At 31.5% G+C, this 21427-nt stretch carries 14 protein-coding genes, 4 tRNA genes and 1 pseudogene; 16 read left to right on the top strand and 3 right to left on the bottom strand.

Annotation, left to right across the window (positions count from 1 at the left end; genetic code table 11):
• Window positions 1–87: 87 nt before the first annotated feature.
• The 6 genes and pseudogenes from rimI (at window position 88) to ERCIPSPA2889_RS01705 (ending at window position 1976) form a co-directional block, all read left to right on the top strand.
• Window positions 88–549: pseudogene (gene rimI, locus ERCIPSPA2889_RS01730) on the top strand (ribosomal protein S18-alanine N-acetyltransferase).
• Window positions 543–1229, top strand: a complete 687-nt coding sequence (gene yjjG / locus ERCIPSPA2889_RS01725; RefSeq protein WP_157989144.1) for a pyrimidine 5'-nucleotidase — start codon at window positions 543–545, stop codon at window positions 1227–1229. The pseudogene rimI and the gene yjjG overlap by 7 nt, the downstream one beginning before the upstream one ends.
• Before the next feature lie 357 nt (window positions 1230–1586).
• A tRNA-Leu gene (locus ERCIPSPA2889_RS01720) sits at window positions 1587–1670 on the top strand.
• Between the two features lie 24 nt (window positions 1671–1694).
• Window positions 1695–1766: transfer RNA gene (locus ERCIPSPA2889_RS01715), tRNA-Gln, on the top strand.
• 51 nt (window positions 1767–1817) lie between these two features.
• Window positions 1818–1894 (top strand) — tRNA-Met (locus ERCIPSPA2889_RS01710).
• 7 nt (window positions 1895–1901) lie between these two features.
• A tRNA-Gln gene (locus ERCIPSPA2889_RS01705) sits at window positions 1902–1976 on the top strand.
• 1159 nt (window positions 1977–3135) lie between these two features.
• Here ERCIPSPA2889_RS01705 and accC read toward each other — a convergent pair.
• Window positions 3136–4485 carry an acetyl-CoA carboxylase biotin carboxylase subunit gene (accC, locus tag ERCIPSPA2889_RS01700; protein ID WP_157989143.1) on the bottom strand — a complete coding sequence of 450 codons (1350 nt, stop codon included), beginning with the start codon at window positions 4483–4485 and terminating at the stop codon, window positions 3136–3138.
• A gap of 11 nt (window positions 4486–4496) precedes the next feature.
• Window positions 4497–4967, bottom strand: a complete 471-nt coding sequence (accB, locus tag ERCIPSPA2889_RS01695; RefSeq protein ID WP_157989142.1) for an acetyl-CoA carboxylase biotin carboxyl carrier protein — start codon at window positions 4965–4967, stop codon at window positions 4497–4499.
• A gap of 1736 nt (window positions 4968–6703) precedes the next feature.
• Between accB and cysP the strand changes: the two genes are divergently transcribed.
• From cysP to aspS, 5 genes are all read left to right on the top strand, one after another.
• Complete coding sequence (gene cysP / locus ERCIPSPA2889_RS01690) at window positions 6704–7717, top strand: thiosulfate ABC transporter substrate-binding protein CysP (RefSeq protein WP_157989141.1); 1014 nt, start codon at window positions 6704–6706, stop codon at window positions 7715–7717.
• Window positions 7718–7719: 2 nt separating this feature from the next.
• Entirely contained in the window at window positions 7720–8553 is an 834-nt protein-coding gene (gene cysT / locus ERCIPSPA2889_RS01685) for a sulfate/thiosulfate ABC transporter permease CysT (RefSeq protein ID WP_157989140.1), read from the top strand.
• A gap of 26 nt (window positions 8554–8579) precedes the next feature.
• The gene (cysW, locus tag ERCIPSPA2889_RS01680) at window positions 8580–9434 is read left to right on the top strand and encodes a sulfate/thiosulfate ABC transporter permease CysW (RefSeq protein WP_232037616.1); all 855 of its coding nucleotides are present in this window, start codon (window positions 8580–8582) and stop codon (window positions 9432–9434) included.
• Window positions 9424–10503, top strand: a complete 1080-nt coding sequence (gene cysA / locus ERCIPSPA2889_RS01675; RefSeq protein ID WP_157989138.1) for a sulfate/thiosulfate ABC transporter ATP-binding protein CysA — start codon at window positions 9424–9426, stop codon at window positions 10501–10503. Before cysW ends, cysA begins: the two co-directional genes overlap by 11 nt.
• Window positions 10504–11558: 1055 nt before the next feature.
• Complete coding sequence (gene aspS, locus ERCIPSPA2889_RS01670; RefSeq protein WP_157989137.1) at window positions 11559–13310, top strand: aspartate--tRNA ligase; 1752 nt, start codon at window positions 11559–11561, stop codon at window positions 13308–13310.
• 569 nt (window positions 13311–13879) lie between these two features.
• Here aspS and cysS read toward each other — a convergent pair.
• Window positions 13880–15274 (bottom strand): cysteine--tRNA ligase, encoded by a 1395-nt coding sequence (gene cysS, locus ERCIPSPA2889_RS01665; protein ID WP_157989136.1) that lies wholly within the window; start codon window positions 15272–15274, stop codon window positions 13880–13882.
• Window positions 15275–15877: 603 nt separating this feature from the next.
• Here cysS and ERCIPSPA2889_RS01660 point away from each other — a divergent pair.
• The 5 genes from ERCIPSPA2889_RS01660 to minC all read left to right on the top strand — a co-directional run bounded on the left by ERCIPSPA2889_RS01660 (window position 15878) and on the right by minC (window position 21385).
• Window positions 15878–16594: a UDP-2,3-diacylglucosamine diphosphatase gene (locus ERCIPSPA2889_RS01660; RefSeq protein ID WP_157989135.1), complete on the top strand. Its 717-nt coding sequence runs from the start codon at window positions 15878–15880 to the stop codon at window positions 16592–16594.
• Window positions 16595–16749: 155 nt separating this feature from the next.
• The gene (gene purE, locus ERCIPSPA2889_RS01655) at window positions 16750–17253 is read left to right on the top strand and encodes a 5-(carboxyamino)imidazole ribonucleotide mutase (protein WP_157989134.1); all 504 of its coding nucleotides are present in this window, start codon (window positions 16750–16752) and stop codon (window positions 17251–17253) included.
• A 2-nt stretch (window positions 17254–17255) separates the two neighbouring features.
• Window positions 17256–18326 carry a 5-(carboxyamino)imidazole ribonucleotide synthase gene (gene purK, locus ERCIPSPA2889_RS01650; RefSeq protein ID WP_157989133.1) on the top strand — a complete coding sequence of 357 codons (1071 nt, stop codon included), beginning with the start codon at window positions 17256–17258 and terminating at the stop codon, window positions 18324–18326.
• Window positions 18327–19607: 1281 nt separating this feature from the next.
• A complete protein-coding gene (erpA, locus tag ERCIPSPA2889_RS01645; protein WP_157989132.1) occupies window positions 19608–19952 on the top strand; it encodes an iron-sulfur cluster insertion protein ErpA in 345 nt (114 codons plus the stop codon).
• A 752-nt stretch (window positions 19953–20704) separates the two neighbouring features.
• Window positions 20705–21385 (top strand): septum site-determining protein MinC, encoded by a 681-nt coding sequence (minC, locus tag ERCIPSPA2889_RS01640; protein ID WP_157989131.1) that lies wholly within the window; start codon window positions 20705–20707, stop codon window positions 21383–21385.
• Window positions 21386–21427 lie beyond the last annotated feature (42 nt).

Genomic DNA, 21427 nt, shown 5'->3' with positions numbered 1-21427 from the left:
ATATATTTTTACTAATTAAAAATAAAAAAACAACAATACACTTACAATATGCAATAGTATGCATCCTATAATTAATAGATAATTTACATGAATCAGATTTCCTTGCTTTATCCGTATCACTTTAATGCTGCATTTATTATTGAGCAGAGAAGCCACACCCATCCATCAATAAAAAAAACATTTTTTAAAAATCAAGGGGCTCGGTATTTGAATTTCTGTCTTATGGTTGACGGTGTTATGGCTGCTTTTTCTATTACTCAGCTCGTAATAGATGAAGCAAATCTATTTAATATAGCTGTAGATCCTAACTTTAAAAGACGTGGTTTAGGGAAAATGTTATTACAACATTTAATAGATCAGCTTAAAGCGCGTAACATTAAAACATTATGACTCGAGGTAAGGTGCTCAAACTATCCTGCAATCATGCTATACAGATGTCTTGATTTTAATGAGGTTACTATTCGCGCAAATTATTACCCAATAGCTAATGGAAAAGAAGATGCTATTATTATGGCTCTTACAATATCACAGGGAGCAATTTTATGTTAATAAAATGGGAGTGGATATTATTTGATGCCGATGATACACTATTTTATTTTGATTCCTTTTCTGGTTTGAGAATGCTTTTTAAGAAATATGAAATCTACTTTACTCGTGATGATTACAATAAATATCAATCTGTTAATAAAACACTATGGATAGACTATCAAAAAAGTTCTATTAGTCTCTCAAAATTACAACATGATCGCTTTGCAGAATGGGCTAATAAGTTAGGTGTTACTACTGATGAGCTAAATAACGGTTTTCTAAAAGCAATGGGAGAAGTTTGCACTCCGCTGCCTGGTGCAAGAGACCTACTAAGTAACCTGTATGGAAAGGTAAAAATTGGTATTATTACAAATGGTTTTGCCGCATTACAAGAAGCCCGTATAACACGTAACTGTTTGTCAAAATACTTTAATCTTCTTATAGCGTCTGAACAAGTTGGTTATGCTAAACCACATCCTGAAATTTTTAATTTTGCACTAAATAAAATGTCTAACCCTATACCTCATAGGGTTCTTATGGTTGGCGATACTCTAGAATCTGACATTGTTGGCGGTATCAATGCTGGCTTTTCAACTTGTTGGTTGAATCATGATGGTCGCAAAACACCGCATGGAATTAACCCAGACTGGCAGATTACATGTTTAAGAGAGCTGCAGGATTTATTAGATAAATCATTGTAAAATCCTAATTGAAATAAAAATCCTCTAAAAGTTCAGTAGATTTAGGATAAATCTGAGTATATTACCCTGTCTTGATAACATTAGATACATAAATAGTATTAATTAGATTATGATGACCATCTATTAATAATAAAAAAATAAAAATTTTATCAAAAAAAATCCGCATACAACTAGTTATATAACTATATTACTAGTTACTGGGTATTTAGATTATATTTAATCCCTATCGGTACTAAAAATTAGTTGACGCAGAAAGGATAAATTATCATAATATAAAATGAAATATTAATCTTTTATAAATTGAGACTAAATTTCATAAATTACAATTTATATTTATATTATAATAATTTTATGTTAGCGGAAGTGGCGAAATGGTAAACGCACCAGATTTAGGTTCTGGCGCCGAAAGGTTTGCGAGTTCAAGTCTCGCCTTCCGCACCATTTTACTAAATAGTCAAAGCCAAATGGGGTATAGCCAAGCGGTAAGGCACCGGTTTTTGATACCGGCATTCCCTGGTTCGAATCCAGGTACCCCAGTCATTAATAATATTAATTATTACAACTTATAACAATATAAAATAAATTTTTGGCTACTTAGCTCAGACGGTCAGAGCACAGCACTCATAACGCTGGGGTCACAGGTTCGATTCCCGTAGTAGCCACCAATTATACTGGGGTGTAGCCAAGCGGTAAGGCGCTGGTTTCTGATACCAGTATTCCGGGGTTCGAATCCCTGCACCCCAGCCAAATAAGATTGATAATACAACAATTACGTCAAAAGAAAAATATACAACAAATCTATTATATTAATAAACCGTGATTATAATAAAATTGATAACAATCATATATATAAAATATATAAATTTTTGTTTTTATTAAAATACCACATCATTATAACTTGCATAATAATATAAATAGATTTTCATAAAAAATACTATAATGATTTTTTTGCATTTTCTTGTAATTTATTCATTGTAAATAATGTTAATATAAAATTTACTAAGTTTTAAAATATTGCTGGAGAATGATTGGACTAATAATTATTCTTATTCTAACAGGTAATACTTATACTTTACACTATATAACGCTCAATAGATCTTATAGATACTAGATCCCAAATATCACATTATCTAATTCTTTAAAGCATTAAGAGATTAATAATGTAAAGTATTTTTTTTTAATTTAAATGTATATACAGAGACCAGTTTAGTACTATTTTAACATTTCTTAAGTTATTTAGTCTTGCGTGAAATTATTTTTTTACTTTTATACAAAGTAGAAGATATCTATTTACGCAAGGTTCTTATAGTAATAATTACTACCTAGTTTTAACTATCATGCAGTGAGTTCAGTGAGTATTCTCACTATTATATAGTGTATTATATTAAGCATTATAACTGTATTAGTTATTTTTATTTACATAAAACTACTAATAATAACTTAAGTGAGTCGTTATTATTAAAAATAAAACATAACTCTTATAAACATCTGCTTGTCATCGCTATTATGGCGTAACATCAATCTTATTTTAGCATAAGCAATCTCTTATAAATACATAAATGAAAATGCATTTCAACAATATTAACATTAATTGTTTAGAATCTTATTCTATATCTTATGTTATATGTTATATAGAATATATATTAACACCTATATGCCTATATAGACACACTATCATTAATGATAAAGTACATAACATATTAGATCAATTACCTACTAGTTTTGCATAGTAGTGACGGTCCAGATATTTAATAAGTAATATTTTAGATCTTATACGATAAATTAATCATAAATAATCAATTATCTATAGCTTCTGATCACATATTAAACGACTAAATATAATTATCTATTTCTAAAATTTAATTAAAAATACTTCGATTAATCTATTAAAAATAAATAATAATTGTTATGTTTCCATTAGGCCGAGTTTTTTTTCTAGATAATGGATGTTAGCTCCACCCAACTGAAAGTTAACATCTGACATAATGTCCATCTGAAGTTTAATATTAGTCTTTATTCCATCAATAATTAACTCGGTTAATGCATTTTTCATACGGGCAATAGCTACATCACGGTTTTCTCCAAATGTTATGAGCTTACCAATCATTGAATCATAATATAATGGCACGCTATAGCCAGCATATACATGTGACTCCCAGCGTACACCAAACCCACCAGGAGCATGAAAACGAGTAATTTTTCCTGGACTAGGAACAAAAGTATGAGAATCTTCAGCGTTAATACGACATTCTACCGAATGTCCACGAATTACAACTTCTCCTTCTTTAACTGATAATGGATGTCCGGCTGCAATACGTAATTGTTCTTTAATTAAATCAATACCTGTAATCATCTCAGTAACAGTGTGCTCGACTTGAATCCGTGTGTTCATCTCAATAAAATAAAATTCACCATCTTCATATAAAAACTCAAAGGTCCCTGCACCACGATATCCGATATCGATGCATGCTTTAGAGCAACAATCTCCTATATATCGCCGCATTTTATCAGTAATACCAGGAGCCGGCGCTTCTTCTACTACCTTCTGGTGTCGACGCTGCATTGAGCAGTCCCTCTCAGCAAGGTAGATAGCATTACCATGTCCATCAGCTAAAACCTGGATCTCAATGTGACGTGGATTTTCTAGATACTTCTCCATATAAACTATGTTGTTATTAAAAGCTGCCTGTGCTTCTGTTTGAGTCATATATATTAATTGTTCTAAATCTCGATCACTCCTTACAACATGCATGCCTCGACCACCGCCGCCTCCAGAGGCTTTAATCATCACTGGATAACCAATACGATTCGCAAATTCTCTATTTTTACCCATATCCTTTGTTAAAGGCCCATCAGAACCAGGCACTGTAGGAATACCTGCTTTCTTCATGATAGCAATTGCTGATACCTTATCACCCATAAGACGAATAGTATCAGATTTCGGCCCAATAAAGATAAATCCTGAACGTTCCATTTGCTCAGCAAAATCAGCATTTTCAGAAAGAAAACCATATCCAGGATGAACCCCAACAGCACCAGTAATTTCTGCAGCTGAAATTAAAGCTGGAATATTTAAGTAACTTTTTACTGACGGAGGAGGGCCAATACAGACAGTTTCATCAGCAAGCAGAACATGTTTTAAGTCTCGATCCACTGTAGAGTGGACTGCTACAGTTTTAATGCCAAGCTCTTTACAAGCACGCAAAATACGTAGTGCAATTTCACCACGGTTAGCAATAATAATTTTATCCAGCATAGTTGCCCTCGTTAGTCAATGACGAGCAGTGGTTCATCAAATTCAACAGGTTGACCATTTTCAACTAAAATCGCTTTTACAATACCGGATTGCTCCGCTTCAATATGATTCATCATTTTCATTGCTTCTACAATACATAAAGTATCACCAGAATGAACTTTCTGGCCAACTTTTACAAATGCTGATGCATTAGCACTAGGAGTAAGATAAACAGTCCCAACCATAGGAGATCGAACTATGTAACTTCCTACTTCAGATAAATAAGATCTTTTCTGAATTGGTGTAATCATTGATGGCAGTTCAGTGCTTGTAACGGATTTCTGGGTTGTCTGCGCTGCATGAGTGTTATGTAAAACAGAATGACCGGTGTGATTTACCGTGCGAATAATACGCACTGACTCTTCGCCTTCAGAGACCTCCAATTCAGCAATGCCGGATACTTCAACTAATGTAATTAATTTTTTAAGTTTACGAATATCCATAAATGTTATTCCGTACTTAGTATAATTAGAAGGTGGCAGCGTTTTAATACGCTTGATTAAGTTAGGAGTATCTGTTAATAATCAGTATACAGATCTCATTATTAGAGACGAGTTAATATATATTGGATATCAAATATAGGCTGGTAAGCCTTAATGTTTACAGAAATACATGAATCTTCACTACTAAAGTGCTAAATATTATGTACATTTTTTAAATGTAGTATTTTTCTTATAAACTTAATGACGTATCATTTATTATTATGTCTATAATCTCATTATCTAAATTAAAATGTGCAGAAACACTATATCTAGATTAAACCGGGGTTTCTTGGAGATATTTTAGTAAGCTCAGTGATGCGGTAACGTTAGATATATCACAAAACCTCTCAATGAGGTCAACTTTTTTATATCTTATCATACATATTTAGGAGATTAATGTTAGCCATTTCTATAATTATACAAAATTTATTGATAATTATTTCTCTATTATCTAAGATTATTCAGGTATTACACAAAATACATGGCTATAACTATTTTGTCACCCTTTCAGATAAGATTTATAGTTATGATATAGAAAAAAGATAACTTTCTTATACATAACTGAATAACTTTCTAAAATCTCTAAATCATTAACATACACTATAGATATCTATATTTCACAAACTGGTCAAACCAGATTTAAAATGTTCTTCGGAGAAAAACACAGGAAGTATTATAAAAATTCATCAATAGTAATACATCTAATACAAGATTCTAATGTAAGATGTAGTTAGTATAATACCACATGAAGGGTATGGTAATCTACCAAACTTTATTACACACTATAGTATCACTTAGTATTACTTAATATTACTTAGTATTATTACTATGCCACATTCTCTACTAAATAAGGTACATTAATTTTATAGAAATAGCTAAAATACACTAAATACTAATTAAAGATAGAGGATGAAATATACTAAGTTATTACTTTTAAGACCTCTTAAAATATAACTATATATACTAAGAGACTATATTGCTTATCATATTACCAGAGATATAATATTTATTAAGATAAGTATTGATGGGACATATTGCAGTTTATAGTAGATAATAGAATTTTATTAAAACTAAATAGTGCCAGAAATATTCCGTCTATCATATATCTATTAAATAATGGAAAATGCACGCTGCTAGACTCAAGTATTAATTAACAAAATGTATAGTTCTGTCTATTTTATATCAAAGTATTTCAGTGACCTTCTGGCTCTAAGAGATTTTTGTTACTACCAAAGTGATTTTGTAAATAAAAGTCAGACTTATTCTAAGAATAGAATAATAATTTACTGACACAATAAAATAATAAGTGATCGTATACAAGTTAAGAGATAGCATACTACATTATTTAGAATACTAATAATAACAAGTAACAGAAAAAAGGTTGTGTAGAATTATAGTAATATATAAGATTGTTAGCAATTATTTATCAAACGATATCATTGAGACAAGAGCGCATATCATAGTAAAAATATTTGGCGATATTTCACTGAACGTTTTATGCTTTATAAAAAAAACTTTTAGAGAAAATTTAGTATATTTTACTAGGTAATGACTTTATAAATCAATTTTTTCATGTACTTAGATTTGTTTTTATTCAGACACAAAAAATGATATATAAAGCCGCTATATTTTACTAGATTGACTAATACATTTAACCAATTTCTCTATGATCAGGTAATTGATTTTTAGGAGATGTAATGACATTACCGACGATAAAAAAAATAATAGCTTGTATATGTTCGTTGGTGCTGGGTACTAGTGCACAGGCTACTGTGTTACTTAACAGTTCTTATGATGTGTCACGTGAATTATTTTTAGCTTTGAATTCTGCATTTGAAAAACAATGGGTACAAACACATCCTAATGATGTGTTAACTATTAAACAATCTCACGCAGGTTCATCTAAACAAGCATTATCTATTTTGCAAGGATTAAAAGCAGATGTAGTGACCTATAATCAAGTTACTGATATTCAGATTTTGCACGACAAGGGTCATCTTATCCCTCCCGATTGGCAAAATCGTTTACCTAACAGTAGTTCACCATTTTATTCTACAATGGCATTTTTAGTACGAAAGGGTAATCCGAAACATATCCAAGATTGGAGCGATCTTATACGTTCAGATGTAAAATTGATTTTTTCTAATCCAAAAACCTCAGGAAACGGACGCTATACTTGGTTAGCTGCATGGGGTATCGCTCAACGCATCAATGGTAAAAATATATTAAAAACTGAGCAGTTTATGAAAAAATTACTAAATAATGTAGAAGTATTTGATATAGGCAGTCGAGGCGCTACCACAACCTTTGTTAGCCATAAGATAGGTGACGTATTAATTAGTTTTGAATCCGAAGTCAATACTATTTGCAATCGATACTTACAGCAAGGTTACGAAGTAATTGTTCCGAGAAATAATATTATGGCAAAATTTCCGGTAACATGGATTGATAAAAACCTAACTCAAAACCATACTGAAAAAGTAGCGAAAGAATATCTTCGTTACCTTTTTACACCACCTGCCCAAAAAATTATTACTAATTTTTACTATCGTGTCAATAACGTGCAATTAATGAAAAAAAATCAAGATCGTTTTCCATATACAAAATTCTTGACAATAGAAAAAGATTTTGGTGGCTGGGATCGCATCAATCAAATGCATTTTGCTAGCGGTGGTGAACTAGATAAGCTCTTAGCGATGAGGCATGAGTAATCATGTTTGATACACAAAGTAAAAATGTTCTACCAGGCTTTGCTCTTAGCTTAGGAAGTAGCTTATTTTTTACCTGTATTATTTTACTACTCCCTATGAGCGCCTTATTAATGCAGTTATCACAAATGACCTTATCGCAATATTGGGAGGTTATTACTAATCCACAAGTAATTACTGCATATAAAGTTACTCTGCTTTCTGCTGGAGCCGCATCTCTTTTTAATACATTCTTTGGGATGCTCATGGCATGGATCTTAACACGCTATAATTTTACTGGACGTCTACTCTTAAATAGCCTTATAGATCTACCATTTGCTCTTCCTACAGCCGTTGCAGGTCTTACCTTAACAAAGTTATTTTCTATTAATGGTTGGTATGGGCAGTGGTTATCCTGTTTTGATATTAAAATTTCTTATACTTGGCTAGGAATTGCGATTGCGATGGCTTTTACTAGCGCCCCTTTTGTGATACGAACAGTACAACCAGTATTAGAAGAGCTAGGACCGGAATATGAAGAAGCTGCAGAAACACTTGGAGCATCTAAATTTCAGAGCTTCATTCGTGTTGTACTGCCAGAGGTAGGACCTTCGTTGCTAGCAGGTACAGTGTTATCATTCACCCGTAGCTTAGGTGAATTTGGTGCGGTAATTTTCATCGCTGGAAATATTGCATGGAAAACTGAGGTAACGTCTCTAATGATTTTTGTTCGTTTACAAGAATATGATTATCCAGCGGCTACTGCGATTGCTTCAGTAATTTTAATAGCTTCACTTTTTTTATTATTTACAATCAATATATTACAAAATCGCTTTGGCCAAAGAATTGGAGGACAATAATGCCTGAAGCGCGCAAAGCTCACAGCATGAACTATTCATGCATGAACCAATGGAGGCAGAGAACCTTAATTAGTATAGGGGTAATTATTTCTCTATTATTATTAGTAATGCCCTTAATAGCCATTTTTAGCACTGCCTTTTCTGAAGGACCATGGTCATTTTTCAGAAATTTGCGCGATGATAACATGCTTCATGCCATTAAACTAACTGTATTAATTACCTTAATTGTAGTACCGATTAATTTAATATTTGGTACTTTATTAGCCTGGCTAGTAACTCGCTTTACTTTTCCTGGTAGGCAACTTCTTTTAACTTTGTTTGATATTCCATTTGCCGTGTCACCTGTAGTAGCAGGATTAATGTATCTACTCTTTTGGGGTGTAAATACTCCAATTGGAAGCTGGCTAAATACACATAATATTCAACTTATGTTTTCATGGCAAGGTATGGCTTTGGTCACGACTTTTATTACTTGTCCTTTTGTTGTACGTGAACTAGTACCAGTAATGCTAAGTCAAGGTAGACAAGAAGATGAAGCCGCAGTACTTTTAGGGGCGTGCGGATGGAAAATGTTTTTTCGTGTGACCTTACCAAATATCCGTTGGGCAATTTTATATGGTATGGTTCTGACCAATGCAAGAGCAATTGGTGAATTTGGTGCAGTTTCAGTAGTATCCGGAGCTATACGTGGTGAAACTTATACCTTACCATTACAAGTTGAAGTCTTACATCAGGATTGCAATGATGTAGGCGCATTTACTGCTGCTACCTTGTTGACTATGATGGCTATATTGATGCTGTTGCTAAAAAGCGCCCTGCAGTGGCGATTAGAGAATCGAACTCAGCAGCGCAGGCGAAAGGAGAAGCATTATGAGTATTGAGATTGTGAATATCAATAAATTTTTTGGGAATATACAAGTTTTAAACGATATTTTTCTTAATGTCTCTTCCGGAGAACTTGTTGCATTATTAGGACCTTCTGGTTCTGGAAAAACAACACTTCTTAGAATTATTGCTGGACTAGAAACTCAAAACAGTGGTCACCTCAGTTTTCATGGCCGCGATGTTAGTCAAATACACGCACGAGATCGCCGAGTAGGTTTTGTATTTCAACATTATGCACTATTTCGACATATGACAGTATTTAATAACGTTGCCTTTGGTTTACAGGTCTTGCCAAAGTATAAGCGCCCTCCTGTCAGTGAAATCCATCAAAAAGTTAGATCTCTTCTAGACATGGTACAATTAGGACACTTAGCAAAACGTTTTCCAGCTCAGCTATCCGGCGGACAAAAACAACGTGTTGCTTTAGCGCGTGCGCTAGCAGTTGAACCTCAAATTTTATTGTTAGATGAACCTTTTGGTGCTCTCGATGCTCAAGTCCGAAAAGAATTACGCCTATGGGTTAGACAACTGCATGCAGAATTAAAATTCACTAGTGTTTTTGTTACACATGATCAAGATGAAGCTATGGAGGTTGCCGGACGAGTGGTGGTTATGAACCATGGTAATATAGAGCAAATTGGTACGCCAGATGAAGTGTGGCGCTTTCCAAAAACCAGATTTGTTTTAGAATTTCTTGGAGAAGTAAATTGTATAAACGGCTGGATTAACAATTCTCGCCTACAAGTAGGAGATTACAACTGGATTCTCACCAATACAACCTCATATCAAGGGGCTGTTGAATTATTTCTTCGTCCATGGGAGATAGACATCAATCTTCAAGCTAGTCTTAAAACACCTTTTCCTACAACAATATTAGAAGTGATTCCTCGCGGGCATTATTGGCAACTAGTTTTGCAACCTACCGGATGGAAAAATGATTCTCTTAATGTAGTACTAGTAAACGGAAATATCATACCGAAACGCGCTCAATGTTTATTTATAGGTTTACAAAATGCGCGTCTTTATCATGGTAAAACAGCACTACGTCCATTGTCATATGCTTAACCTATTACGTCATTCATTCTGGTCATTGAAAAACCTTATTAAAATCAATCAAAAGATGATTATTTTTACATATCACTAATAATAAAATCTTATAAAGAACTAAAGGTTTTTGTTATTCATTATATACATAACCTAGCTAATTAAATAGAATTCTTAAATAACTAGTCTAGTTAGTAACATTACATGTTTTATATAAAATTCAATGTTTAATATTAAAAGTTAAAAAATATGGTGACAACATTACTCTTTGGTACACTATTAGTTTGGTAATAATTACATATTCTGTGGAACCCATGTCATCAAAACGATACGCGAAATCTGTATTTTAAGATGCTCTTTAGCATTTAGTCTATGTCCTTATGATTAATTATTGTCTGTTTTAACAGAACAGATATCACATGAATATTATTGTAAAATAATTGCTATTAGCAATAGAAATACAGAATAGTTACTCAAACTATATATATAAAAAAAGATTCAATAAGTTAATAAGTGTTTGTAAATTAAAATATTCAGATAAAATTACTGTAATCCTAATTAAATGATATTCATCTCAAAATCTTTATCTATATTAATACTAGAGATAAATTCTATTAATTAATTTATTTAGTAATAATAGCAATTTACCGTATCGCTAGTTATGCTACACAAAGAATTAAGTTAATTAATACATCAGAACTTCTATAATAGTGACTCAATTGTAAGAAATTATAAAAAATTCTTCATTTAGAAGAAACAAATTAACTCTATACAGTGAATTTATATAACATTATTATATATTAAATTTTGTTTATATTATTTAATATACCTATTGCCAGGCTGTCTTAAAATAAGACATGAATACATTCCAAACTCTATGACAAGCTATAATGAATAAAACTAATCATAGTGTTAAAAATTAATAATTAGATCTGTAAAACTAGATATATTATCTATAATTAGTGCATCTATTAGATCATCTACAGCACGTAGAAACTTTTTATTAGCTATTAATGTATATTATACAGCACTATTTAATAGAATTAGATAACAGCATTAAAATAAGAGGCATGATTATGCGTACTGCATATTGCGGACAACTCAATCAAACCTACATAGATCAAAAAATCACGCTATGTGGATGGGTGCACCGTTATCGTAACTTAGGCAGCCTTATCTTTATTGATATGCGCGACCGTGAAGGTATTGTACAGGTTTTTTTTAGCCCAGATTATTATCAAACTTTTTGTCTTGCTGGTGAACTACGTAATGAATTCTGTATTCAGATTATTGGTAAAGTCTGTGTTCGTACTGAAAAAAATAAAAATAAATCTATGTTAACTGGTGATATTGAAGTATGCGCAACAAATCTATCTATCATTAATCGCTCCGAATCAGTTCCTCTAGATTTCAGTAAAAATAATAGTGAAGAAGCACGTTTAAAGTATCGCTATCTAGATTTAAGACGTCCAGAAATGGCTAATCGACTAAAAGTTCGCTCCACCATTACCAGTATAGTACGGCAATTTATGGAAAATGCAGGTTTTATTGATATAGAGACACCAATGCTAACTAAGATTACACCAGAAGGTGCTCGCAACTATTTAGTCCCTAGTCGCTGTCATATCGGTAAGTTCTATTCACTGCCACAATCACCACAATTATTTAAACAGTTGTTAATGATCTCAGGATTTGATCGTTATTATCAAATCGCAAAATGTTTTCGTGATGAAGATCTGCGCGCTGATCGTCAACCAGAGTTTACGCAAATTGATGTCGAAACCTCATTTATGAATGCTAAAGAGGTAATGGCAATCATGGAGAGTTTAGTACATACCTTATGGTTAAAGATAAAATCTGTATCATTACATAGTTTTCCAGTGATGACCTTTGCCGAATCAAAGCGCCGCTATGGTTCAGATAAACCAGACTTACGAAACCCGATGGAGTTAATAGATATAGCTGATTTTATACAAAATATTGAATTTTTAGGTTTTTCCAAACCATTAAATCATGCGATAGATCGGATAACAGCATTATGTGTCCCAGGTGGAGCTAAACTCACGCGAAAACAAATTGAGTCCTATGTACAATTTTGCAAAAACTATGGTTTAAACAGAATATCTTGGGTTAAAATATATCATCAAAATAATGGTCTTTCTGGCATCAGAGGGCCTTTAGTAAAATATCTAAATATAGAAATAATAGAAAAGCTATTAGATCGCACTAAAGCGATTGATGGGGATATGATTTTTTTCGCTGCAGACCTCACAGATCCAGTCACTAATGCACTAGGCGCTTTACGCACAAAACTAGGTCATGAGCTAAATATTAACAATAACTCTGCTTGGGAGCCACTATGGATAGTAGACTTTCCAATGTTTGAAGCAGATGAAAAGGGTAATCTAACATCAATGCATCATCCTTTTACCGCCCCTAAGGCAATGTCAGTGGAAAAACTAAAACGAGCACCAGAGAACGCAATCGCTAATGCATATGACATGGTAATTAATGGTTATGAAGTTTGTGGTGGATCCGTACGCATAAATGAGTGGGTAATGCAAAAAACAGTATTTGATCTTTTGGGTATTTCTGAAGACGAACAAAATCAAAAGTTTGGCTTTTTTCTTGAAGCATTAAAATTTGGCGCCCCTCCACATGCTGGTTTAGCTTTTGGCCTTGATCGTCTGGTCATGCTGTTAACTAACTCAGATAACATACGTGATGTTATTGCGTTTCCTAAAACTACTTCTGCTATTTGTCCAATGACAAATGCTCCTTATACTGCTCATCCATTTTTATTAATGGAATTAGGGATTAAAACTTAAAAAATACTACAAAATTAATATTGAAAAAGCAGAGATGAAGACAAAAATTTTTAATAAAAAATTGTTACATCATTAGTACATCTGTCAATAAATAGTGTACCTTGCTAAGGACCGCCTGATGAAAATAATGCCACATTTTATACAGATCAAAATAATTACATAAAATAATCTAATTAAAAATTATAGTTTAAAATATATGAGATGTTTTACTTTTTATTAAAACAGTCTAGTATTAATACTGAGAGTGTATCTCTATGTTTAAATATAAAAAAAACTCGATCATCAAATCATCGCTCGTTGATACGAACGTATACTTAAGTTTTTACACTATACAACATACATAGCCATCTAAACAGAAGTCATATCCAAGTGAAACGTATAACTAATATTAAAAATATAAAAATGATACAAAATCATATTAATAACATGATCATATCAAACTACATTGAGGTATATCAAATGAATTTTATTGAACTTTTAGAAGCGTTCATCGGTATAAGTATATATAAAGTATAAAACTTTATTACAATAACTCATCAACATCACAAGATCGTCAAGTGTTACTGTGGCTATTTCTTGCGCCACTGAGTACCATCTATACTATCTTCTAAAATAATACCCATATACCTATCAAGATAATTTCGTATAAAGTCAGCTTTCCTCCAGTTTTTATTTTTTCGAGCGTCAATACGCATCTGGATAAAATTTTCAATTGTTGAAAGTTGATAATCTTTACAATAAAAATGATTTTTTTTTAAAAACTGATCTGGATCTTGCTCTAGCAAACCAAGAACACTACCAAGAAAACGTAGACGCATCGCTAAGCTATTTGCTAACCTCTTATCAGTTATTTTTTTACGATTAATTTCTCGCGCTAAATCAAAAAGAACAGCGCAAGCTACTGGGGTATTAAAATCATCATTCATTGCTTTACAAAAACGCTTTTCAAATTCTTCACCTGAGCATATGTTTGTGTTGTGCTCTGTATTCTGCAAAGCCATATAAAGACGCTCAAGTGCAAAACGTGCTTGCATTAAGTTATTTGTATTGTAATGTATTTGACTGCGATAGTGACTTGATATTAAAAAATAACGTACAGTCTCTCCATCATGATGCTTTAATATTTCACGTATAGTTAAAAAATTATTGAGAGATTTGGACATTTTCTCACAATTAATCATAACCATACCAGAATGCATCCAGTAGTTGACGTATGGAGTGTTGTGAGCGCAAGTAGACTGAGCAATTTCATTTTCATGATGCGGAAACATAAGATCTAATCCACCACCATGAATATCAAAGTGATGACCTAAGTGTTTATAATTCATTGCAGAACATTCAATATGCCAACCTGGACGACCAGGACCCCACGGAGAATTCCAAAATGGCTCGTCTATTTTTGATTTTTTCCATAAAACAAAATCCAAGGGATTCTTTTTTATATTAATAAAAGAAGTCACTCTGACACCAACATTTAAGTTAATCAAGTTTTGCCGTGAAAGAAATCCATACCTCGGACTTTTATCAACAGAGAATATTATATCGCCATTATGAGCGATATAGGCATATTTTCGCATTATGAGTTTTTCTATTAGTAAAATCATTTCTGCAATATAATTGGTAGCATGTGGCTCATAATTTGGTAGTAAAATATTTAGTGCTGATAAATCCTGATGCATCTCATGAATCATAGATTGAGTCAGGCATGTAATCGATCTTCCTTCATGATTAGCACGTTTAATGATTTTATCATCAATATCAGTAATATTACGCACATAATTCAGGTTATAACCAAGATATCGTAGATAACGCGCAATCACATCAAAAGCCGCAAAGGTCCTTCCATGGCCAATATGACAGAGATCATACACAGTCATCCCACAAACATACATACCAATCATACTACTATGAATAGGTTGGAACTCCTCTTTAGTTCGACTTAAGGTATTAAAAATTTTTAGCATAGTAATATTCCATGATAAAATAGAGTAGTATATGAATAGATATATTATACAATATACAGAGAAAACATTATCAAAAATATATACAAGTACATATCTGTCAGTAATACTTTATTTATTTTAATATATATTTTTATCAAAAAGGCATACTAATTATTCAATACAAATCCTATGGTATCTAATTAAATTCTTTGTTCTACTCAAAATATCTATAATCTAAATAAAGTTAAACTAATGGGAAGTGATTATTAAAATAGTACTTAAACTGATTAAAATTTTATAAAATTCTGAGTGATAGTAATCAATTCTTTTGTTCTATCGCTACATTATATGTAGATATCTTCAGAAATCCAGACTAACCAGATGGCTTACTATCATACATTTGTTTTTATATCTAACCTTGTAATCCTATGTTCTATATCAAAATAATAAATCGTATTATGCAATTTTATATGATATATAATTATTATTAGAGCATTGTAATATCAATATAAAATCTTAGCTCCATTATTACTCATTTTACTGCATAGTATTGTCTACTTTTAGATTCTAAGAGAAGATAGTTACTTATACATTATATAATATACTGTTAATTATTTACTAATTATGCAAAATACGCTTTTTATTTCTGATTTACATTTATCCAACCGATCGCCAAATGTTACTTCTGGTTTTTTAAAATTCTTAAATTATGAAGCTCGATACGTGGATGCGTTATATATTTTAGGTGATTTATTTGATTACTGGATTGGTGACGATGACCCGAATCCATTGTATGATGATCTGGCTTGCTTTCTTCGTCAGTTATCTATTCCATGTCACTTTCTTCATGGCAATCGTGACTTTTTATTAGGTAAACGTTTTGCGTGCAGAGCAGGGATGAATTTGATACCTAATGAATACGTTCTTGAAATATATGGTCAAAGATTGCTAATTATGCATGGTGATACATTGTGTACTAACGATATATTTTATCAATTATATCGGAAAATAGTACAATGTCGGTGGATGAAAAATTTATTTCTTACTATACCAATATATACCCGAAAACATATTGCATCAATCATTAGGGCTTGTAGTAAGCAAATCAATAATAAAAAAAAGATAGAAATCATGGACGTGCATCCTCAATTAGTTACTGATATAATGCGTGCATATCGGGTATCAATACTTATACATGGTCATACTCATCGGCCAGCAGTTCATCAATTAGAAATATATGGACAACCTGCTCAGCGTTTAGTATTAGGAAATTGGCATCAACAAGGATCCATGGTTAAAGTAAGTCATGATGATATACAACTTGTTACTTTCGCTTTATAAGGAAAATAATCTCATGCACGCAGTCGCATCTTAGCTATAGAAATACACCCCTTAACTCTTATTACTTATGAGACTCTCTTGTCTTCTCTCGCATTATGCAACCTATTAGGTTGGTTACTAATAGTAATATTTTAAAATCATGAGAATGATCATATATGCCACAAATATCTAATATAAACTGTATTGCAATTATTATGGGTTCTAAAAGTGACTGGTCTACTATGAAACACTCTGCCGATATCCTAACTCAATTCGACGTTCCATTTCATTGCGAAGTAATATCAGCCCACCGAACACCAGAAAAGCTGTTTAGCTTTGCAGAAAACGCTAAAGATAACGGTTATCAAATTATTATTGCCGGTGCAGGTGGTGCTGCACACCTACCAGGGATGTTAGCAGCTAAAACACTAATACCAGTATTTGGCGTACCAATACATAGTTCTATATTAGGAGGGATGGATAGCTTATATTCTATTCTTCAGATGCCGTCTGGTATTCCAGTTGGAACATTAGCTATTGGGATCGCTGGAGCTACTAATGCAGCTATTTTAGCTATGCAGGTTCTTGCGTTAAACGATCAACAATTAGCTATAAGGATAGAAAGATGGAGGCAACATAAGACAGATGAAGTGCTCAAGAATCCGGATCCGAGGAATTAAAGATGAAACTGGTTTATGTCTTAGGAGATGGTCAATTAGGTCATATGTTGCGTCAAGCTGGTGAACCACTTGGAGTAACCGTTCATCTTATTGCATTAAATAGCGATCTCCAAATGTTTTCAGTTACTAATAGTGTTATTACTACGGAAATAGAATACTGGCCAAATACAGTGTTAACTCAAAAGTTATCTAAAAGCACCTCTTTTGTAAATCGCGATATCTTTCCAGTATTAACTGATCGTCTGAGCCAAAAAAAACTACTAAACGATCTTAATCTAGCAACAGCACCATGGGAACTCCTATCTTGTAAAACGCAATGGCCTCAAATATTTTCTACTCTTGGTCAACAAGTTATCGTTAAATGTCGTAATGGTGGTTATAATGGACATGGTCAATGGCATTTATGTCTTGATAACACCGAAACGGTACCAGAAACTATGTATGGCAAATGTATCGTAGAAAAAAAAATTAACTTTTCTAATGAATTATCTCTTATTGGTGCTAGAGGTCGTAATGGAGATACAGTATTTTACCCTCTTACTTATAACTTTCATCAGAACGGTATTTTACGCGCAAGTGTAGTACTAATAAATGACAATACGCAACAAAATATAGCTGAACATATGTTATCTATGATAATGCATAAATTAAATTACATTGGCGTTATGACTATGGAATGCTTTATGACATCAAAAGGTTTACTAATTAATGAATTATCGGCACGTGTTCATAATAGTGGACACTGGACACAAGATGCTGCTTCCATTAATCAATTTGAATTACATTTAAGAGCTATTCTTGATCTTCCTTTACCTACACCAGTAATATATATGCCGGCCGTGATGCTGAATCTTATTGGCATTAATTCTCGTATATCGTGGCTTGCTGAACCACGACTACATTTACATTGGTATAACAAAACTGTTTATCATGGCCGTAAGGTCGGTCATATTAATCTAGTAGATGTTAATCCTGTTGTACTTAACCAAATACTCAATTCTCTTCTACCAACCTTGCCGATAGAATATGCCGACTATATTATGTGGGTAAAAAATACACTATTTCAAAAATAGATCTATGTTTAAAACAATCTATATTAAGGAACACTTATATGTTATGCTTATAAGCATTTTATTATTAGCGTCTACTCTTGCTTAGACATTTTATTTTAAAATTTCATATATAATATTAGTAAATATTTACACAATCATTTGGTTCTATTCCTGACAAATTCTTAATATATTATATAATATAATTATTATATCAAAAGCTCACTGGAAATACAAAAATAAAAAAATAAATTTTTACTAAAAAAACACAAAATCAATACTTAATATATCGCACATGATACTATCTAGTATATAGATAGATACATTATAATATGTCAATCAAAAAAATCAATGTTAACACTAATATAGCTTGATACTTATGCATATCTCTTCATTTGCTAATCAATTTTCTAATTGTTTATGAGATAATCATAACTCTGAATTCTAACTAATTAAAGTGAGTTTTTATAATAAATAAAATCTTTTAGTATTCGATCAAATATCTTAATATTTTATTATAATACCATAGAAGACGTCTATGTTTACATGTAATATACATACATCTATAAATTAAAAAAGATCTATAATTACTTCAAAATAAATATGCAAAAAATATATCAAAAACTAATAATATAAAAATTTAATGTTTCACTAGAATATTGAGACACCTAACTTAGGATAAAAGTTATAAATAAGTATTAATAGATATTTTTTGTGTTAGAACAATATTTCTAGTAAATTTAATTAAAAAATAATACCTATTATAGCGTTAAATTATTTTAAAAGACTATAAAACTAATATTATGTCAAGGCTGATATTATTACTCTACGCTACAATATCTTAAATATGACTGATGAAAAGATAAAAGCCTTACTTCTAAGTTATTACTGATAAATATAACAATCTTAATATCAATAAAATAGAAAATCTAAGAAACATAATTAATATATTCCTGATAAGATATATTAATAGTTTACCAGCAACCAAATAATATCGAGTGTTCTTGATATATAAGTATATGTAACATGGACAAAAATCATTGAAATTGATAATATTATATTAAATATCTTAAAAATATAAAATAATATAGATCTTATCTATACATGTATAATTAATAAAAATATGAAAAATTATTGCATAATAAGAAGCATCTAGTCCTTATTATGTATATTTTGATGGAATAATTAAGTTTATATCAACTAGCAAAGAAGTACTCTCATATCTTACCATTCTAGAGGTTAAGTCATTATAACAAAAATCATTATCTTTAATCTCACAGATCTCAGTTAATATTGGATTTAACAATGATAAATGATCAAATCATACCTTTATATTTTACTGATGCCGCAGCAAGTAAAGTGAAAGATCTACTTCTTCATCAAGATAATTCAAATTTAAAACTACGCGTGTATATTACTGGAGGTGGATGCAGTGGATTTCAATATGGATTTACTCTAGATGACCAGGTTCATAATAATGATATCACAGTAGAAAAATCTGGAGTAATGTTGATAGTTGATCCTATGAGCCTACAATATCTAATTGGAGGTTTAGTAGATTATACAGAGAATCTAGAAGGATCCCGCTTTGTAGTAAGAAATCCAAATGCAAAAACTACCTGTAGTTGTGGTTCTTCTTTTAACATCTGAATTCATGATTCAAGCTAATATTAGTATGCCATATTATATGGTCGTATAAAATTTTTATCTACAGCTATCCATGCTACTGATTAGATAGCGGTATCTTATAATCAGGATACAATATAATAAATATTTCATTACGCTATAATAAGTACATTAACACGATAAATATTGTAGTATAGTAAAAAATAAAAACTTATAAAATAAAGATACTTGAACTAAAGAATCACCGCTTGTTATTAGATAACATTATAATTCAAATGAACTGCAATCACTAATAATTTATTAACATGATATAAAATATGATTATATTACTCCATGCAGTCTGTCTTGATAAAGGATAAAAATAACTATTTGAGCTTAAAATACACTAAGAGGTCTTAATTGCCTCATGCGATTAGCTTAAAAAATTCTAATTAAAATTATAATAAAATATTAACAAAAAAAATATAAAATTTTTATTATTAATATAATTATATTACATATATTTTTTAACGATTACAAAACAATACAAGTTAACCAAGAAAAATGAATAATTTTTAATAAAATGTAGACAAATTAAAGAAAAAATATTTAACTCAACTACACTAAGAAGAATTAAGTTTTATAAAATTTTTTTCTATCATCCTGATTTGTATCTATATAATGTTAGGTATCACAATAAATACGAGCTATCATAAGTGGACGCAATACAATAGATTTACCACTTCTTTTATATTAAAGATTATTATATTATAATCATGATGAGAGCAAGAGTTCTGATGTCGCAATTACCAATTGATTTAAAAGGTAGTAGTTTTACATTACCTGTACTGCATTTACGTCATACTGACCCTTCTATTATACAAAAAGCGCTCAAGGAAAAAATTAGTCGCGCTCCTAATTTTTTTAATAATGCAGCGGTGATAGTAAATGTTTCAATCTTGACGAAAGAAGTAAATTGGTATCAAATAAAAAAAGCCATTTTATCAACTGGTATTTTTATTGTTGGTATTAGCGGTTGTCAAGATGAACAATTAAAAGACATTATTATACGCTCTGGCCTTCCTGTATTAAATTCTTCTCAAGTGCATACATCTATTAAAGAGAGCGTGACTCCTGCTAAGTTATTTACAAAAACTCGAATCATTTTCTCTCCAATTCGCTCCGGTCAACAAGTATATGCTGCAAATGCCGATTTAGTTATCATTAATAGTGTCAGCGAGGGAGCGGAGGTACTTGCAGATGGTAATATTCATGTTTATGGAGTAATGCGCGGTCGTGCATTGGCTGGGGCAAGTGGAGACGACAGTTGTCAAATTTTTTGTACCAGTCTATTTGCAGAATTAGTATCTATTTCCGGTCATTACTGGATAATGGAACAAATACCCAATGATTCTATTGGTTGCGCCTCACGCCTATATCTACAAGATGGTATCTTGACTATTCAAAAACTCAACTAAGCATCTCTTAGTTACCTTGTCTTTTTAAGATTGTAAGGAAAA

The sequence above is a fragment of the Candidatus Erwinia haradaeae genome (assembly GCF_900698985.1).
GTDB classification, from domain to species: Bacteria; Pseudomonadota; Gammaproteobacteria; order Enterobacterales; family Enterobacteriaceae; genus Erwinia_E; species Erwinia_E haradaeae_B.
Note: the sequence above shows the minus strand (reverse complement) of the source record. Positions and strands in the feature narration are given on the sequence as shown.

Bases quoted from the DNA above. Each gene is read 5' to 3' on its own strand.
- yjjG (WP_157989144.1), top strand. From the start codon at position 543: ATGTTAATAAAATGGGAGTGGATATTATTTGATGCCGATGATACACTA.
- accC (WP_157989143.1), bottom strand. From the start codon at position 4,485: ATGCTGGATAAAATTATTATTGCTAACCGTGGTGAAATTGCACTACGT.
- accB (WP_157989142.1), bottom strand. From the start codon at position 4,967: ATGGATATTCGTAAACTTAAAAAATTAATTACATTAGTTGAAGTATCC.
- cysP (WP_157989141.1), top strand. From the start codon at position 6,704: ATGACATTACCGACGATAAAAAAAATAATAGCTTGTATATGTTCGTTG.
- cysT (WP_157989140.1), top strand. From the start codon at position 7,720: ATGTTTGATACACAAAGTAAAAATGTTCTACCAGGCTTTGCTCTTAGC.
- cysW (WP_232037616.1), top strand. From the start codon at position 8,580: ATGAACTATTCATGCATGAACCAATGGAGGCAGAGAACCTTAATTAGT.
- cysA (WP_157989138.1), top strand. From the start codon at position 9,424: ATGAGTATTGAGATTGTGAATATCAATAAATTTTTTGGGAATATACAA.
- aspS (WP_157989137.1), top strand. From the start codon at position 11,559: ATGCGTACTGCATATTGCGGACAACTCAATCAAACCTACATAGATCAA.
- cysS (WP_157989136.1), bottom strand. From the start codon at position 15,274: ATGCTAAAAATTTTTAATACCTTAAGTCGAACTAAAGAGGAGTTCCAA.
- ERCIPSPA2889_RS01660 (WP_157989135.1), top strand. From the start codon at position 15,878: ATGCAAAATACGCTTTTTATTTCTGATTTACATTTATCCAACCGATCG.
- purE (WP_157989134.1), top strand. From the start codon at position 16,750: ATGCCACAAATATCTAATATAAACTGTATTGCAATTATTATGGGTTCT.
- purK (WP_157989133.1), top strand. From the start codon at position 17,256: ATGAAACTGGTTTATGTCTTAGGAGATGGTCAATTAGGTCATATGTTG.
- erpA (WP_157989132.1), top strand. From the start codon at position 19,608: ATGATAAATGATCAAATCATACCTTTATATTTTACTGATGCCGCAGCA.
- minC (WP_157989131.1), top strand. From the start codon at position 20,705: ATGTCGCAATTACCAATTGATTTAAAAGGTAGTAGTTTTACATTACCT.